Annotated in this window: 13 protein-coding genes; 5 read left to right on the top strand and 8 right to left on the bottom strand. The window is 34.3% G+C overall.

The annotated features are described in order from the left end of the window. Nucleotides 1-37 precede the first annotated feature (37 nt). Nucleotides 38-2,299 carry a T9SS type A sorting domain-containing protein gene (locus LB449_RS06375; RefSeq protein ID WP_224454233.1) on the bottom strand — a complete coding sequence of 754 codons (2,262 nt, stop codon included), beginning with the start codon at nt 2,297-2,299 and terminating at the stop codon, nt 38-40. Between the two features lie 423 nt (nt 2,300-2,722). Here LB449_RS06375 and clpB point away from each other — a divergent pair, with 423 nt between their 5' ends. Next, nucleotides 2,723-5,308, top strand: coding sequence for an ATP-dependent chaperone ClpB (gene clpB, locus LB449_RS06370; protein WP_224454232.1), 2,586 nt, complete (start codon nt 2,723-2,725; stop codon nt 5,306-5,308). Between the two features lie 83 nt (nt 5,309-5,391). On the opposite strand, the gene LB449_RS06365 is transcribed toward clpB, so the two are convergent. The 3 genes from LB449_RS06365 to rpmH form a co-directional block, all read right to left on the bottom strand. Continuing rightward, complete coding sequence (locus LB449_RS06365) at nt 5,392-5,901, bottom strand: gamma carbonic anhydrase family protein (protein ID WP_224454231.1); 510 nt, start codon at nt 5,899-5,901, stop codon at nt 5,392-5,394. A gap of 1 nt (nt 5,902) precedes the next feature. Next, nucleotides 5,903-8,755, bottom strand: a complete 2,853-nt coding sequence (carB, locus tag LB449_RS06360) for a carbamoyl-phosphate synthase large subunit (RefSeq protein ID WP_224454230.1) — start codon at nt 8,753-8,755, stop codon at nt 5,903-5,905. 89 nt (nt 8,756-8,844) lie between these two features. After that, the gene (rpmH, locus tag LB449_RS06355; RefSeq protein WP_003438882.1) at nt 8,845-9,006 is read right to left on the bottom strand and encodes a 50S ribosomal protein L34; all 162 of its coding nucleotides are present in this window, start codon (nt 9,004-9,006) and stop codon (nt 8,845-8,847) included. Between the two features lie 135 nt (nt 9,007-9,141). On the opposite strand from rpmH, the gene LB449_RS06350 reads away from it, so the two are divergent. Continuing rightward, nucleotides 9,142-9,657 (top strand): DUF2892 domain-containing protein, encoded by a 516-nt coding sequence (locus LB449_RS06350; RefSeq protein ID WP_224454229.1) that lies wholly within the window; start codon nt 9,142-9,144, stop codon nt 9,655-9,657. Nucleotides 9,658-9,665: 8 nt separating this feature from the next. Here LB449_RS06350 and LB449_RS06345 read toward each other — a convergent pair whose 3' ends face one another. After that, on the bottom strand, nt 9,666-10,406 hold the full coding sequence (locus LB449_RS06345) for a response regulator transcription factor (protein WP_224454228.1): 741 nt from the start codon (nt 10,404-10,406) through the stop codon (nt 9,666-9,668). Beyond that, on the bottom strand, nt 10,403-11,005 hold the full coding sequence (locus LB449_RS06340; protein WP_224454227.1) for a histidine kinase dimerization/phosphoacceptor domain -containing protein: 603 nt from the start codon (nt 11,003-11,005) through the stop codon (nt 10,403-10,405). The genes LB449_RS06345 and LB449_RS06340 overlap by 4 nt, the downstream gene beginning before the upstream one ends. Before the next feature lie 146 nt (nt 11,006-11,151). Between LB449_RS06340 and LB449_RS06335 the strand changes: the two genes are divergently transcribed. After that, nucleotides 11,152-11,847 (top strand): TlpA family protein disulfide reductase, encoded by a 696-nt coding sequence (locus LB449_RS06335; RefSeq protein ID WP_224454226.1) that lies wholly within the window; start codon nt 11,152-11,154, stop codon nt 11,845-11,847. A 330-nt stretch (nt 11,848-12,177) separates the two neighbouring features. Here LB449_RS06335 and LB449_RS06330 read toward each other — a convergent pair whose 3' ends face one another. After that, nucleotides 12,178-13,113: a lytic transglycosylase domain-containing protein gene (locus LB449_RS06330; protein WP_224454225.1), complete on the bottom strand. Its 936-nt coding sequence runs from the start codon at nt 13,111-13,113 to the stop codon at nt 12,178-12,180. Continuing rightward, complete coding sequence (locus LB449_RS06325) at nt 13,110-13,778, bottom strand: alpha/beta hydrolase family protein (protein ID WP_224454439.1); 669 nt, start codon at nt 13,776-13,778, stop codon at nt 13,110-13,112. The genes LB449_RS06330 and LB449_RS06325 overlap by 4 nt, the downstream gene beginning before the upstream one ends. A 160-nt stretch (nt 13,779-13,938) precedes the next feature. Here LB449_RS06325 and LB449_RS06320 point away from each other — a divergent pair, with 160 nt between their 5' ends. Together LB449_RS06320 and uvrA are read left to right on the top strand one after the other, a co-directional pair. After that, nucleotides 13,939-14,238: a GNAT family N-acetyltransferase gene (locus LB449_RS06320; RefSeq protein ID WP_224454224.1), complete on the top strand. Its 300-nt coding sequence runs from the start codon at nt 13,939-13,941 to the stop codon at nt 14,236-14,238. A 118-nt stretch (nt 14,239-14,356) separates the two neighbouring features. Next, on the top strand, nt 14,357-17,194 hold the full coding sequence (gene uvrA / locus LB449_RS06315; RefSeq protein WP_224454223.1) for an excinuclease ABC subunit UvrA: 2,838 nt from the start codon (nt 14,357-14,359) through the stop codon (nt 17,192-17,194). The last annotated feature ends 4 nt before the right edge of the window (nt 17,195-17,198 follow it).

The following is a 17,198-nucleotide window of genomic DNA, read 5'->3' as shown; positions in this document are numbered from 1 at the left end:
CTGATGATTCAAGCTCTTTTTTTTAGAAACAAAAGCTTTATAATTTAATGAATTTCTTGGTTAATGTCTTATTCTCATTATCGATTTGGAGGAAATATACACCAATTGGGAATGAATTTATATCTATTTCTAAATTTTCAGTATTATTATTTTGGTATATAAGCTTACCGGATAAGTCAAAGATTGAAACCATTGCATCGTCTCCAAAATTACCTTCTATTCTTATCATCGATTCAGATGGATTTGGAAAAACTGAAAACTCAAAGTCTTCTGCTGAAAGTACTTCATTGATTCTGAATTTTATAACTTCCCGTACACCAAACTCACCTCCTTTCGCTATCACTTGAGAAGAATTTGTTTGAAGTGAATAAGATCCTTCGCCATATAAACAACAAATCCCATCGCCTTCTGTGTCAAAAATTACCAATTCATAGCATTTTCCGGGCTCCACTTCAAATTGTTCAACATAGGTTGTATTATTTGTTAAATTACCTTGACTTTCTTCAATCACAATTCCAGACTCATTCAACAAACTCCAGGATGTTTCAGAAGCATAATCATCTGTTAATAAAGTAAATACTACTGAATCTGTTGTGAATCGAAAGTTTTCATAATTATCTATGCTTCGGTTGATAGAATTATTGTTAATGAATTCATCTTCCTGTCCATTAATTACTAGTTCAGCTTGAAGTTGATTGCTAAGATTAAGGTCCAGCGTTGTAGATGTTATGATATCTGTTTCTCCTGAGGACAGATTACCAGACCAGCTTATATTTTGCTCTGGTTCAGATCCAACCCTGTATGTTAATGTTGCTCTAGTTATGTTTTCAATTCCATTATTGAGTATTCTAAAAACAGGAAAGGCTTCATCTCCACAAATTGGTTCATCTAGATCATCTAGTAACAATGCTGCGTCATATGCAAAGGTTTCAGTTGGAGGATATTGACCTAAAACTTGAACTCCTCTATTGTTAGGATCGAGCCATTCCTTGAGCCTAGAATCTATGCTATTACCATAATCCCAGGACACATCAAATCTACCATAAAAATCAAAAGCACCGTTGTTTACAGTTCCATTACACGCTGCAGCTCCACCTGCAAGTTGACCAATAATTCTACCATTTGGATCGAAAAGCGCAGAACCCGACGAACCTGGTTCTGTAACACCCAACTCCCACTCATCAAGGAACCAATTATCCATATCGTCTATATTATTAAAAGGTCTTGAATTTTTAGAGGGACCGTCATTGTCTCTGGATACTTTCATAATATCACCTCTAGGATGGTGAATTCCAACAGTAAAATCTGGTATATCTCCAGATCGATCCCATCCTGCCCATACTAAGTCCCAGTCTCCAGGAAATGTTGCATTAATCTCTAAAAGTAGAAAGTCTGATTTCGCATTATTTGCCAGTAAAGTGGCACCACTCGCAGTTTGATTGAAACTGCTATTCGACGAGTTTACAGTTGTTGAACATGAAGGGTTTGGACTTATCCAATCGAATCTGAAGGCCCAACTACCTACAGAGCCTTCTAAACAATGGTTGGCAGTTAAAAAATACTGCTGACCATCGTTTTCTGTATTATTGATAAGGGTTCCAGAACAAACGGTACTGCCTGTTAAAACCAATGCGACAGACTTTTTTAGTTCACCCTTAATATCATCAAAATCACTACCAATAGGACAATCGACATCTAAATTACAATCTGCTGAGTCGTTTAAATCTTTTTGTAATGCTGAAACTTCATTAACGCTTCTATAACCGTGAACTACTTTCGATATATGTAATTGACCATTAAAGTCTACATTTTTAGGTTCATAATATTCAACCCAAATGTTATCTCCATCAATCAACCAAGAACCAAATTGCATATCTGCTCTATTCTGAGAAGAAGTGTATGCACCCAAAAGATCAGTTTTTTTATCGTTATAGAAATATAATTTGGCACCCTCTGGCAATAAAAACTCATCAAACATAAAATTGAGAGTTTTTGCTCCCTTAGATTTTACATTTAGAAGCCAAACTTTTGACCCGTCCTTTAAAATATTCCAAGTTCCATCTTTTAAATCTAAACTAACTTGATGTTCATACCCAAAGCGAAAGGGCTTTTCTTGAAGTTGATCATTTATTTTATCCTGCTCTTGGAGTGTTTTTAAATCGAAGCTGGGAAGAGAAATTGATTTTTTTGAGACCAAATCCAGCTTCCAACTTTTAGGTTGTCCTGTATTAGTTACCTGAGCTTGAACAGAAAAGGATATAAAAACAGCAATAATTAGGTTAAAATATAAAGTTTTCATGTCCGTTGTTTCTTCAAATATATCATATTTAAAATATCAATTTAAAAATATTGATAAATAATAATCTTTCCTCTGAAAATGAAAATTAAGTAGTTTTTCTTTTATTCAACTATTTAGATAATTTTAATTTACTTATAATCTTAAGTTTTTATTGATTTTTTTTTAAAAGACTTGAAAGTTTAAAACAGTTTAGAATATCCTAATATTCGAGCCGAAGCATTAGTTGTATTTTTTAAATGTGTTATTTTATCTTAAAGCTAAATCAAAATTTTAAGCTTGATAACAGTTGATGTATAGATGCTAAATACTTGATTCTCTTGATCTCAGTGTGCCGTTTTGTCTTGTATTTTTCACTTTATGTTGTCATTTTGTCGTGTTAGTGTTTCGGTATATGTTTTGAAATATCTTTGTAAAAACAACACTATGGATTTTAAAAACTTTACCATAAAAGCCCAAGAAGCAGTCCAAAAGGCACAACTTCTTGCACAGGAATACGGACATCAGCAGATTGAAAATGAGCATATTTTCAAAGCTATTTCTGAAGTTGATGAGAATGTCACGCCTTTTATTTTGAAAAAACTAAACGTCAACACTCAACTATTTCAACAAATCTTAGAAAAAAACTTAGAGAGTTTCCCGAAAGTTTCTGGTGGCGATATTGTGTTATCCAGAGAAGCCTATAAGACTGTAAATGAGGCTAGCATTGTGGCTAAGAAAATGAAAGACGATTACGTTTCCATAGAGCATCTCATCTTAGCCATTTTTAAAAGTAAAAGCAAAGTAGCTCAAGTTTTAAAAGATCAGGGAGTAACAGAAAAAGCCCTAGAAGCTGCAATCCAGGAATTAAGAAAAGGAGACCGAGTCACTTCTCAAAGTGCAGAAGACAATTACAACTCCCTGGATAAGTACGCCAAAAATTTAAATAAAATGGCTGAGGAAGGGAAATTGGACCCTGTTATTGGTCGTGATGAAGAAATAAGAAGAATACTACAAATTTTATCCAGAAGAACCAAAAACAATCCAATGTTAGTTGGTGAACCTGGGACAGGTAAAACAGCCATTGCTGAAGGCTTAGCTCATAGAATAATAGCGGGAGATGTTCCCGAAAACCTAAAATCTAAGAAAATCTATAGCCTGGACATGGGCGCCTTAATTGCTGGAGCTAAGTATAAAGGTGAATTTGAGGAGCGACTCAAGTCTGTTATTAAGGAAGTAACTTCAAGCGATGGAGATATTGTTTTATTTATAGATGAAATTCATACCCTTGTGGGTGCAGGTGGTGGTCAAGGTGCCATGGATGCCGCTAATATCTTAAAACCAGCTTTAGCCAGAGGAGAACTGAGAGCAATAGGAGCTACAACTTTAGATGAATATCAAAAATATTTCGAAAAAGATAAAGCTTTAGAAAGACGTTTTCAAAAAGTTATTGTTAACGAGCCAGATACGGAAAGTGCCATCTCAATCCTTCGAGGTATTAAGGAAAAATATGAAACTCATCATAAAGTTAGAATCAAAGATGAGGCGATAATTGGTGCTGTAGAACTATCTCAGCGTTATATTACCAACAGGTTTTTACCGGACAAAGCCATTGACCTAATGGATGAAGCCGCATCCAAGTTGAGAATGGAAATCAATTCCAAACCGGAGGAATTGGATGTTCTAGACAGAAAAGTGATGCAGCTGGAAATCGAAATTGAAGCGATAAAACGTGAAAATGATGATACAAAATTAAAATCTTTAAGGGCAGATTTAGCAGATTTGAAAGAAGAACGCAATACACTACATGCGCGTTGGAAGAATGAAAAAGATGTTGTAGATCATATTCAGAAAGTTAAAACTGATATTGAAAATTTTAAACTTGAAGCTGAGCGAGCAGAACGTGATGGCGATTATGGTAAAGTGGCTGAAATCCGCTATGGAAAGATAAAAGAAGCTCAGGAAAAACTAGAGGAACTTCAGAATGAAGTTGAAAACCAGAAATCTGAGAATACGCTAATCAAAGAAGAAGTAGATTATGAAGATATCGCAGAGGTAGTCGCCAAATGGACTGGAATTCCTGTTACTAAAATGCTACAGTCAGATCGCGAAAAGCTTCTTAAACTAGAAGATGAACTTCACAACAGAGTTGTAGGTCAAGACGAAGCGATACAAGCTGTTTCCGACGCTGTAAGAAGAAGCAGAGCAGGATTGCAAGATCAAAACAGACCAATAGGTTCTTTTCTATTTTTAGGTACTACGGGGGTAGGTAAAACAGAATTAGCCAAAGCGCTAGCAGAATATATGTTTGATGATGAAAGCTCAATGACAAGAATTGATATGAGTGAATATCAAGAAAGACATTCGGTAAGTCGCCTGGTGGGTGCACCTCCGGGATATGTCGGATATGAAGAAGGTGGACAATTAACAGAAGCTGTAAGAAGAAAACCTTACTCAGTTATTCTGCTGGATGAAATTGAGAAAGCACATCCGGATACTTTTAATATTTTACTTCAGGTACTTGATGAAGGGCGATTAACAGATAACAAGGGACGATTAGCTGATTTTAAAAATTCAATCATAGTAATGACATCAAATATTGGTAGTCATATTATTCAGGAAAAATATGATGCAACAGAAGACGTAGATTCAGCTATGGAAAGCGCCAAAGTTGAAGTTCTTGGCCTATTAAAACAAAGTGTGAGACCAGAATTTCTTAATAGGATTGATGATGTGGTCATGTTTGCACCACTTTCAAAAGACGATATTAAAGAAATCGTTCAACTGCAAATCAATAATTTGAAAAAAATGCTGATGAAACAGGGAATCACAGTAGACGCTACAGAACAGGCTATTGAATACTTGGCTAAAGTTGGTTTTGATCCACAATATGGTGCAAGACCAGTGAAGAGAACCATACAAAAAGAAGTGTTGAATATGCTTTCAAAAGAAATTCTGGCCGAAAAAATAAAAACAGATAGCATTATCCTGCTGGATCAATTTGATGGAAAACTTATTTTCAGAAATCAATAATACTTCAATTCATTATTTCTAAAATTAGAAAGCCCGTTTCAGAATCATGAAACGGGCTTTTTTAATTAAATTCTATCGATAAGTTAATCAATCCAAGTCTTATAGATAGTATAGTTTTTAGCCGTGCGTTTTATCATTTCTAAATTTTCTTTAGAAGTGGTTTTTAACTTTTTGGCAGGGATACCTGCGTAAATTGAATTGGCTTCTACCCTCTTGCCAGCGGTTACGATAGCTCCAGCTGCAATTATACTTCCACTTTCGATCACTGCGTGATCCATCACAATCGCCCCCATTCCTATGAGAACATCATCATGAATAGTACAACCATGAACTATAGCTTTATGACCAATGGATACTCTATTACCAATTTTAGTGGATGCTTTTTGATAAGTGCAGTGAACTATTGCCCCATCTTGTATATTTGTACTATGACCAATATCAATCCTATTCACATCCCCTCGTATAACAGCATTATACCATACGCTGCAATTTTCACCCATATTAACTTCGCCTACAACAGTAGAGTTATTGGCCAAAAAACAGGATGCGGGGATTTTAGGAGATTTACCTTTTATAGATTGAATTAAGGCCATATTATTTACTTAAATACATTTTGCGTCTTCCGTAAAGTTCATAAAATGTATCATCTTTTAAACTATCGATGAATAAAATGCTTTCTCCTGTACTTTTCATCTCTGGTCCTAATTGCTTATTAACATTATGAAATTTATCAAATGAAAAAACAGGTTGTTTTATCGCATATCCCTCCAACTGTGGATCAAAATTAAAGTCACTTAATTTGTTACGTCCCAGCATGATTTTAGTAGCATAATTTACATAAGGCTCCTTGTACGCTTTTGCAATGAAAGGAACTGTCCTTGAGGCTCTCGGATTTGCTTCTATGATATAGACATTATCATCTTTTATCGCAAACTGAACGTTAAGCAATCCGACTGTATTTAATGCTAAGGCTATTTTTCTGGTATGATCCCTAATTTGCTCTAGAACTAAATCTCCAAGATTAAATGGTGGTAAAAGGGCATTAGAATCTCCAGAGTGTATGCCGCAAGGTTCGATATGTTCCATGATTCCAACAATGTAAACATCTTCACCATCACAAATCGCATCGGCTTCGGCCTCAATCGCTCCATCGAGATAATGGTCAAGAAGGAGTTTGTTATTAGGTATTTTTCTCAATAAATCAACTACATGATCTTCTAACTCTTTTTTATTGATAACAATTTTCATCCCTTGACCTCCAAGAACGTAGGAAGGTCTAACGAGAATTGGAAAGTCCAGTTCTTCAGCGAGAGCTAAAGCTTCATCAGCAGTTTCTGCTACGCCAAATTCTGGGTAAGGAATATTATTCTCTTGTAATAATTTTGAAAAACTTCCTCGATCTTCAGCTAGATCAAGAGCTTCGTAACTAGTTCCAAGAATTTTGACACCATATCTATTTAATTTTTCAGCAAGTTTTAAGGCAGTTTGACCACCAAGTTGAACAATGACGCCTTCAGGCTTTTCATGCTTTATGATATCATAAATATGCTCCCAAAAAACAGGTTCAAAATAAAGCTTATCTGCAGTATCAAAATCAGTAGAAACAGTTTCAGGATTACAGTTGATCATTATAGTTTCATAACCACATTCTGCAGCTGCCATCACACCATGTACACAACAGTAATCGAACTCTATGCCCTGCCCTATTCTATTTGGCCCAGAACCAAGAACGATAACTTTCTTTTTGTCTGTCACTACACTTTCATTAGTGTTTACTTTATCGCCATCAGCATTGATAACGTCTGCTTCAAATGTGGAATAATAATAAGGGGTTTGTGCCTCAAATTCTGCAGCACAGGTATCTACAAGCTTATATATTCTATTGACGTTTAATTCTTCACGCTTACTGTAGACTTCGCTCTCTAGACATTTCAACATGTGAGCAATTTGTCTATCTGCAAAACCTTTCTGCTTTGCCTCAAGCATTAATTCTCTTGTAATAGTTTCAATTGTATAATTTGAAATTTCTACCTCAAGGCTATACAACTCTTCGTATTGTTTAAGAAACCACATGTCAATTTTTGTGATTTCATGAATTCTACTTAGTGGTATTCCTAATTGTATGGCATCATAAATTACAAAAACTCTATCCCAACTCGCATATTCGAGTTTGCTGAGGATTTGATTATAATCTGTATAGCTTTTTCCGTCAGCTCCCAGACCATTTCTTTTGATTTCAAGAGATTGGGTTGCTTTATGTAAAGCTTCTTGAAATGAACGACCTATTCCCATAACCTCACCAACAGACTTCATCTGCAAACCTAAAGTTCTATCAGAACCCTCAAATTTGTCGAAGTTCCATCTTGGTATTTTAACAATCACATAATCAAGCGTTGGTTCAAAAAATGCCGATGTCGTTTGTGTGATTTGGTTTTGAAGTTCATCTAGATGATATCCTATTGCTAATTTTGAAGCTACTTTAGCAATGGGATAACCTGTTGCTTTTGAAGCTAATGCTGAAGATCGTGAAACACGGGGGTTAATTTCAATAGCTATAATATCTTCTTTTTCGTCTGGGCTTACTGCAAATTGAACATTACATCCTCCTGCGAAATCACCGATGCTTCTCATCATCTTAATGGCCATGTCCCTCATTTTTTGATAAGTCTTATCACTCAAGGTCATGGCTGGGGCTACAGTTATAGAATCTCCGGTATGGATTCCCATAGGATCCATATTTTCAATACTACATATGATAGTTACATTATCATTTCGGTCTCTCAACAATTCCAGCTCAAACTCTTTCCACCCCAACAATGCTTTGTCGATAATTACTTCATGTATGGGGGAAGCTTCCAATCCTCTTGTTAAAAGCTCTTCGAACTGCTCTTCTCTATACACTATAGACGCTCCACTACCTCCAAGAGTAAAAGAAGCTCTAATCACTAGGGGATAGCCAAATTCCTGTGCCACTTCTTTACCCTGTAAAAAGGAAGTGACAGTCTTGGAAGGAGCAACACCTACTCCAATATCCTGCATTAGTTTTCTAAACTTTTCTCTATCTTCTGTAATGTTAATTGCATCAATATCTACACCTGTAATTTTAACACCAAAATCTTCCCAAATACCCTTGTCGTCTGCTTCGATGCAAAGATTTAGAGCTGTTTGACCTCCCATAGTCGGCAGAACAGCATCAATTTCTGGATGATTTTTTAGGATTTCAATAATCGATTTTGTTGTGAGCGGTTTCAAATAGACATGATCGGCCATAGTAGGATCTGTCATGATTGTTGCAGGGTTACTATTTATAAGGATTGTTTTAATCCCTTCTTCTCGAAGAGATCTCAATGACTGTGAACCTGCATAGTCAAACTCACAAGCTTGACCTATCACAATAGGGCCAGAACCTATTATGAGCATTGTTTTGATGTTGTTGTTTTTGGGCATATTAGAAGGCTTTAATAATGAAACTATTGGATATAAAAAAAGGCGTTGCGAAAAGCAACACCTTTATAATGTGAAATTAATCAATCATTTTATCTCTTTCTTAAACTCATTTCTGAAGAAACACTTAATTTCTTTCTTCCTTTAGCTCTTCTTCTCTTTAGAACTTTACGACCATTTACGGACGACATTCTCTCTCTAAAACCGTGCTTATTCTTTCTCTTTTTATTGGAAGGTTGAAAAGTTCTTTTCATTATTTTATGACTTTAAAAGTATTATTTATTTTTTAAAAACTGCGTGCAAATATACGATTCATTTTTAGTTTTACAAGACTTGAAGTAAAGTTTTTTTCATTTGTTTTTGCTAGATTTGCACCCAAATATAATAATATGTTTAACAAGAACTTCAAACTCATTATTGCGGTATTAATTATTGCTTTAGGTGTATACCAAATTGTAGAAAATAACATTGGAAATGGAATAGCTCTCATTCTACTATCTGGTATATTCATTTTCTTATACTTTAAAAACGAAATGATTTTATTAGCATTTTTAAGATTAAGGAAACAAGATTTTGAAGGTGCTCGTAAATGGTTGGATAAAATTAAAAATCCAGATACAGCATTAACACAAAAACAGCAGGGTTATTTTAATTATATACATGGTTTGTTGCTATCTCAAACCAATATGACTAAAGCTGAAAAATACTTCAAAAGAGCTATAAAACTTGGGTTGTCTATGAATCAGGATTTAGCAATGGCCAAATTAAATCTTGCTGGCATTGCAATGACCAAGCGGAGAAAGCGTGAGGCACAACTACTTCTCAAAGAAGCAAAGTCCCTTGACAAACATGGAATGCTAAATGAGCAGATTCAAATGATGAAGAAGCAAATGAAACGCTTCTAATTTTTTTATTATCTACAGTATTTTTTTCTAAAATTGGATGGTGATAACCCAGAATGCTTTACAAACGCGTTTGTGAAACTTGAATTGGATGTATAACCTAGGTCAAAAGCGATTTCCTTAACTGTTTGGTATGTGTTCTTCAGTTTTGATGAAGCCAATTTCATCTTTTCGTCAAAGATATATTGATAAGGAGTCATGCCTACTTCTTTAGCAAACTCTCTGATAAAATGAAATTTACTCCAACCAGAAACACGTATAAGTTCATCAGTTTTGATCTCTTGATTGATATTGGTATCAATATATTCTAAAGCGCGTTTTATAGGTTTTGAATACTTGCGTTCTTCCGGTTGTTCTTCTGATTTTTTATTATTGTCCAAACTCGCTTTTTTATTGTAAAGCGCAAGTTCTATGTTATTGATGATATCTATTTCCCTGAAGGGTTTAGATAAATAACCTACTGGTTTGGTCGTTTGTATTCGTTTTAAGGTCTCAACATCTGTATATCCAGTTATGTAAATAAAAGGAATATTAACTTTAGAATTCAAGTATGAACCTATTTGAATGCCCTCATATTTCTTATGAAGATCGATGTCTAAAAGGATGAGCTCTGGCTTAAATGTGTCGAGATTTTTTATGCAACAGGAATAACTGTCACATATATCAACATCAAATCCATTGTTGTCTAAAATGGATTTAATTTCATAAGAAACGAGCTTATCGTCTTCTACTACTAGTACTTTTGTTTTCATAGGATTGGGAATGATAGTCTTACAAATTTCTTTTTATAATCAAATTTACCTTTCAGCTGCATAACCATAAGGTCGAATATCTTGTATTGATCTTCAAATAATTCGTGAAAATTCTCATGATTTTCTATACTTGAGAACGAGAATTTAAACAACACTTTATTGTCTTTACGTGAAATCTCAATAGTAAGAGTGTCATCAAGATTTTTTCTGAAGTCATTGATCTCAACAAGTATATAACTCAAAAGCAATAAATTGTCTACATCTACATTAACTTCTGCAATTTCAATTAAATCAAAATCAATTTTCGGAGTTGAAGTCTGGAGATATTGAAAGAATTGAAGCATAAAAGATTGAAGAGATACTGAAGAATCCTCAGAAAGAGATTCTCCTTTACTACTTCTATAATATAAATCATAAACATGTGTAAGGGCAAAAACTCGATCTACAATTACCTTTTTGTCATCAAAATAAGACCTATTAGTAGAGGTCTGTATATTCATTAAACTAAGTTGAGTTTGTAAATTGTTTTTGAATCTGTGAAGTGTTTTATCAAGGACTTCCCTTAGTTTTTCATGATCTTCTTTGATTTCATTGGTCATAAGACGATATTCTAGAATTGGTTATAACAAATATAATATTTTAAAAATAATAAGTTCATAATTATTGCTAAATAAGCTGGAAGATTGATTAAGTAAATGGTAATTAAATTACTTAAATTTAAAAATTAACAATAATTCATCTCATTTTGAAAAAAATTACGCTGATATTATTTTTTTCATTTTCGGTTTTCTCCCAAAATAATAAGGAAATCGACAGCATTCTTTTTTCTGAAATGTTAGCTATTCATCATGAGGAATTTCAAAGAAAGTCTTCTTTGGATTTTCACAGAGGCAATCATGAATCCTCTGAAGAATATTTCAATTCATTGGTAGACCTTAAATTGAAAGGAACTATTATGGACAATTTCAAAGTTTTAAGTGTAGACCAAAAGATTAATCATATTCACGACATAAAGAAACCTTTCTATTTGATGAGCTATGCCTCTTGGTGCGTTCCTAGCAATGGCGAATTAGAAGCTTTAAAATTATTGGTTGAAGAGCATTCTGACTGGTTAGACTTCGCTCTCATTATGTGGGATAAAAAAGAAGATGCAATCAAATTTTCGAAGCAGTACCATCCTAAAATAAAGGTTTTATATGTTGATGAATTAAGTAATACAGAAACTAAAACAATTAAAACACTCAAACACAAACTTGGTCTTCCTATCTCATTAGCGGTATGCGGTGACAAAACAATATTAAATATTAGAAAGAATACTCAAATCCATCCCTCTGTTGACAAGGATATAGCCATAGAAAAATGTTATAAGGATATTTCTGAAGACATTGAGCTTTTACAAAAACATGAAAGTTTAAAACTATTTACTAAAAACCCATTTTAAAATCTAGTTTAACCGATAAAAGCTCAAAACAATTGGTCAAATAATAATATTTAAATGCGCACCAAACACTGGATTTAGCGTAATGATTTTTAAGGTCAAAGAAGATTTTACAAAGGCTAATTCCCTAGGAAGTTTTTCACTTAACGATTTTGGTGTTCGCGGTATTAAAAGTTAAGCTGTCAGTCTTGAATTTGTGATTTGCGCTTCAAAACAAGAGAATCCAAAACTTAGATAAAGACCGAAAATTGTAACTCCCAGATCTTGATAAAGTAAACAAAATAAAGTCCATCAATTATGGAATATTCAAGTTAATGACTTCCTAAGCGTTTCTTATTTTAAAACTTTAATGTTGTACTCTTTTTTGGAATAATTATCTAAGTGCTTGTCTCGCAACCAAGGATTATGAACTTTTAGTGTTTTATAATTCATGTCAAATTTTTCTGCAAACTTTACAAAATCAGTGACAGCTGTATCTACGCTAACTTTTTTGATAGCTTCAATTTCATAAAGATCTTTTTCTTCAAAGTGAAACCCAAATTCTCTGGCGTTGGATAATATATGCTTTAAGGCAATAATTCTAAAAACATATCTAGAAGTTTCTGGATTGAGCAAAAGGTCATAATAATCTTCCACTTCCTGACGCTTCAATTCTCTTGAGATACCTCTATTGCCAGCGTTATATGAAGCTGCCGCTAGCGTCCAGGTTCCGAAACGTTCCTTGGAGTTTATGAGATACTGGCAAGCTACTCTGGTAGCTTTTTCAATGTGGTATCTTTCATCAACATTATTATTGACTTCGAGCCCATAGTCTGTAGCAGTCGATTTCATAATCTGCCAAAAGCCGGTGGCTCCAGCTGGAGAAACCACATGCTCTAAACCACTTTCTGCTACAGCTAAATATTTAAAATCATCAGGCACTCCGTACTCTTCAAGAATAGGTTCTATAATTGGAAAATATTTGTTCGATCTCTTAATAAGAAGCAAAGCGTTTGATTGCCAATACGTATTTACAAGTAACTCTTTATCCATACGTTCCCTTACATCTGGGATTTCCAAAGGAGTTCTTTCTCCGGCAAAATCAATTTGTTCGGGTAGATCGATTGCAAATACATTATAATCATTTTTGAACGTCTTATCAGGACTATCGTTCACCTCTTTTTCTTCTTCAGAAGTGATAAAACTTGTTATTGCAAAATAAGTCCCTAAAGTAAGTGAAATGACTCCTAATGTAAATATTGACTTTCTAAAAAAAGTATTTAGTTTCATTTTTGTATATTTTTTTCTGAATTTATTTTCCCTTTTATTATCAATTCTGGTAAATGATTATTAAACCATTTAAACTTCATAAGAATCATTATATGTGTTCCTTTTGGAATAACAATACAATTTTGAATATTTCTTATTGGAAACACCAAATCATCCTCTCCATGAATGTGAATCGTTCCATCTAATGGTTTCTCTTGATTCCAACATAGCATCTCCTTAATAGCCCAGTCCAAATAGTTTTTATCATTGACTGATAAATATTGTTGATAAAGTTTAAGTCTTTTCCTTACTAAATCTCCCAAAGGCAACTTTTCAATTTGAGTTATATAGTTGAGAAGGCTTGTTGGTAAAACTTTATAAAAACCTGTATCTCTTGCGAATTTCATTCGTTTAGGTAACTCATGCTTTGTTTTCACGCTTGAAATGATAATAAGTCTTTTAACTTTTATAAACTTACTCATTTCTTGCACCAAAACACCACCAAAAGATACACCAATCAATACAACAGGTTCATCCTTAACCACCTGCTCTACCATACGTTCAGCATAGTCTGACAATGATTCCTCATTTTCAGGAATTTTCCATGATAACCAAATGATTTTGAATTCATCGCACGGTAAAACAATCCTTTCAAATACCGATGGATTCGCCGCCATACCTGGCATCATGTAAACCTTAATCACCTCTTTTATAATTTAAAATAATCAATTGCAAAAATAGGGTTTAAATTTATTGTTTACCTTTGTATCTCAATAAATTAATTAACAATGCGACAAGCTTTGTGAGGTAATTTTTCAAAATTAAATTTTACAAATCTTTGAAATTATGAATAAAGACTTTGAAGTAACCAAAAATGAGTTTCAAAGACAGTATGAAACAAAAATCGATGGTGAACTTTTAGCTGTTGAATTTTCCGAACATGACCGTAAAATTTTTTTAACAAAACTTACAATTCCTGAACAATTTATAGATTCAGAAATTCAAAATATATTCTTTTCAAAAATCTTAGATAGCTTTATTGATACACGCATCAAGGTAATGCCTACATCGCCCGAAGTTGCAAAATTCTTTAGAAGAAACAGGCTCAAATACAAGGATTTATTGCCTGCAGGAATCACGATTTGAGTATTTCTAAAGAACCCAGTATATCCAATTAAATTGAGGCTTTCAACAATTGATAAGCAAATGGTATTATCCCTCCCAATATCATTTTGTTTACTTAAATTCGCGCGTTGAAATTGCTATGAAGAAAAAAGAAGAATTTATTGAAGTCCTTGGGGCTAGAGTCCATAATTTAAAAGACATTGACGTTAACATACCTAGAAATAAACTTGTGGTGATCACAGGCTTATCTGGTTCTGGAAAATCGTCTCTTGCGTTCGATACCATTTATGCTGAAGGTCAGCGTAGATATATAGAGACTTTTTCTGCTTATGCCAGACAGTTTTTAGATGGACTGGAGCGTCCAGATGTCGATAAAATCGATGGTTTATCCCCTGTGATAGCCATTGAACAAAAAACTACCTCCAAAAGTCCCCGAAGTACAGTTGGAACAATCACTGAAATCTATGATTTCTTAAGACTTCTTTTCGCCAGAGTCGGAACTGCTTATAGTTACAAAACTGGTGAAAAAATGGTGAGTTTTACAGATGAACAAATCCAGAATAAAATTGTTGAAGACTTTGAGGGTAAACGAGTAAATATTTTAGCACCAATCATTCGCTCTAGGAAAGGACACTACAGAGAACTTTTTGAACAAGTTGCCAAACAAGGCTTTCTGAAGGTAAGAATTGATGGCGAAATAAAAGACATCGAGAAAGGAATGAAGGTAGATCGCTATAAGATCCACGACATTGAAGTGGTCGTCGATCGACTGAAAGTCGACGATGACACCAATACCAATAAACGATTAAGCGAAAGTATTGCAACAGCTATGAAGCAAGGCAATAATGTGATGATGATTTTGGAACATGGCAAAGAAGATCCAAAATTCTTCAGCCGTAACCTCATGTGTCCTACAACAGGTATCTCCTACCCTAACCCAGAACCAAATAATTTTTCCTTTAATTCCCCAAAGGGTGCTTGTCCAAACTGCAATGGACTAGGTGAAGTTTTTGAAATCAATTTAGATAGAATTATTCCCGACCCTTCTCTATCCATAAAAGCCGGAGGAATTGAACCACATGGAAAAGAGAAGAAAAACAATTGGGTATTCAAACAACTACGTTCTATTGCAGAACATTTCAACTTTGAATTAACAGATCCAATTCAGGATATCCCCAAAGAGGCTCTAGAAGTTATTCTTCACGGTGGTAAAGCCAGTTTTAAGAAATACAGCGAAACTTCAAAAGTGAGTAAAACATTTAGTTATAATTTTGAGGGCGTTGCAAAATTCATTGAGGATACATTTAATCAAAAGGAATCTTCAGCATCTCTTAAGCGCTGGGCAAAAAAATACATGGATAAAAAACCATGTGAAACTTGTGGAGGAAGCCGATTGAGGAAAGAATCGCTTTACTACAAGATCGACGGAAAAAACATGGCAGATATTGTCAATATGGATGTCGATGAACTGGTAGATTTTTTCAAAAATATCTTGGAAAGGTTTAGTGAAAGTGAACAGAAAATAGCTGAAGAGATCATTAAAGAAATTAAAACCAGGCTCTCATTTTTGGAAGACGTTGGACTGAATTATCTCAACTTAAATCGAGGATCTAAAACTTTATCTGGTGGAGAAGCTCAGCGAATCCGATTGGCAACGCAAATTGGTTCGCAATTGGTTGGAGTTTTATACATTCTTGATGAACCAAGTATTGGTCTACACCAACGCGACAATGAAAAACTTATTAATTCGCTTGTTTCCTTACGGGATTTAGGGAATTCTATAATTGTTGTAGAACACGATAAAGACATGATAGAAAGAGCAGACCACGTTATAGACATTGGTCCGCATGCTGGAAAAAATGGTGGAGAAATTATAAGTGAAGGTGACCCTAAAACCATCCTCACACATGATACACTTACTGCTGACTATCTTTCTGGAAAGAGAGAAATTGAAATCCCAGCCAAGAGAAGAAAGGGTAATGGAAAACATTTACACTTACTGAATGCAACAGGAAATAACCTAAAAGATGTATCCATTAAAATTCCTCTAGGTAAACTTATTGTTGTAACAGGAGTTTCAGGCAGCGGAAAATCAACACTTATCAATGATACGCTTTACCCTGTGTTGAATAATCATTTTTTCAACGGAAAAATGGAAGCACTTCCTCACAAAACAGTGAGAGGGCTCAAACATTTAGATAAAGTAATAGATATAAATCAATCACCAATAGGAAGAACACCGCGTTCCAATCCAGCCACATACACTGGAGTTTTTGGTGAAATACGGAGTTTGTTTGCAAAAACACCCGAAGCACTTATAAGAGGTTATAAGCCAGGAAGATTTAGTTTTAATGTTAAAGGCGGGCGCTGTGAAACTTGCGGTGGTGCGGGCGTAAAAGTCATCGAAATGAATTTTTTACCAGATGTTTACGTCGAATGTGAAACCTGCATGGGCAAGCGTTTTAATCGGGAGACTCTGGAAATTCGTTACAAAGGGAAGTCTATAAGCGATGTTCTACAAATGACTATTGATGAAGCGACACCTTTTTTTGAACCTATACCTAAAATCTACAGAAAATTAAAAACTATTAAAGATGTTGGTTTAGGTTATATAACTCTTGGTCAGCAAAGTACAACCTTATCTGGTGGTGAAGCACAGCGAATAAAACTTGCAACAGAGCTTTCAAAAATAAGTACCGGAAATACTTTTTATATTTTAGATGAACCTACAACCGGCCTTCATTTTGAAGATATACGAGTCCTTATGGAAGTCCTGCAGAAATTGGTGGATAAAGGAAATTCCGTATTAATCATTGAACATAATATGGATGTGATTAAACTTGCAGACTATATTTTTGACATTGGTTATGAAGGTGGAAAAAAAGGTGGAGAATTGGTGGCAAAAGGCACTCCAGAACAAATTGCTAAAAACACTGAAAGCTACACCGCTCAATTTCTAAAAAAAGAACTTAAATAAAATA

This window comes from Psychroflexus lacisalsi (genome assembly GCF_020164495.1).
In the GTDB taxonomy this organism is placed as follows: domain Bacteria; phylum Bacteroidota; class Bacteroidia; order Flavobacteriales; family Flavobacteriaceae; genus Psychroflexus; species Psychroflexus lacisalsi.
Note: the sequence above shows the minus strand (reverse complement) of the source record. Positions and strands in the feature narration are given on the sequence as shown.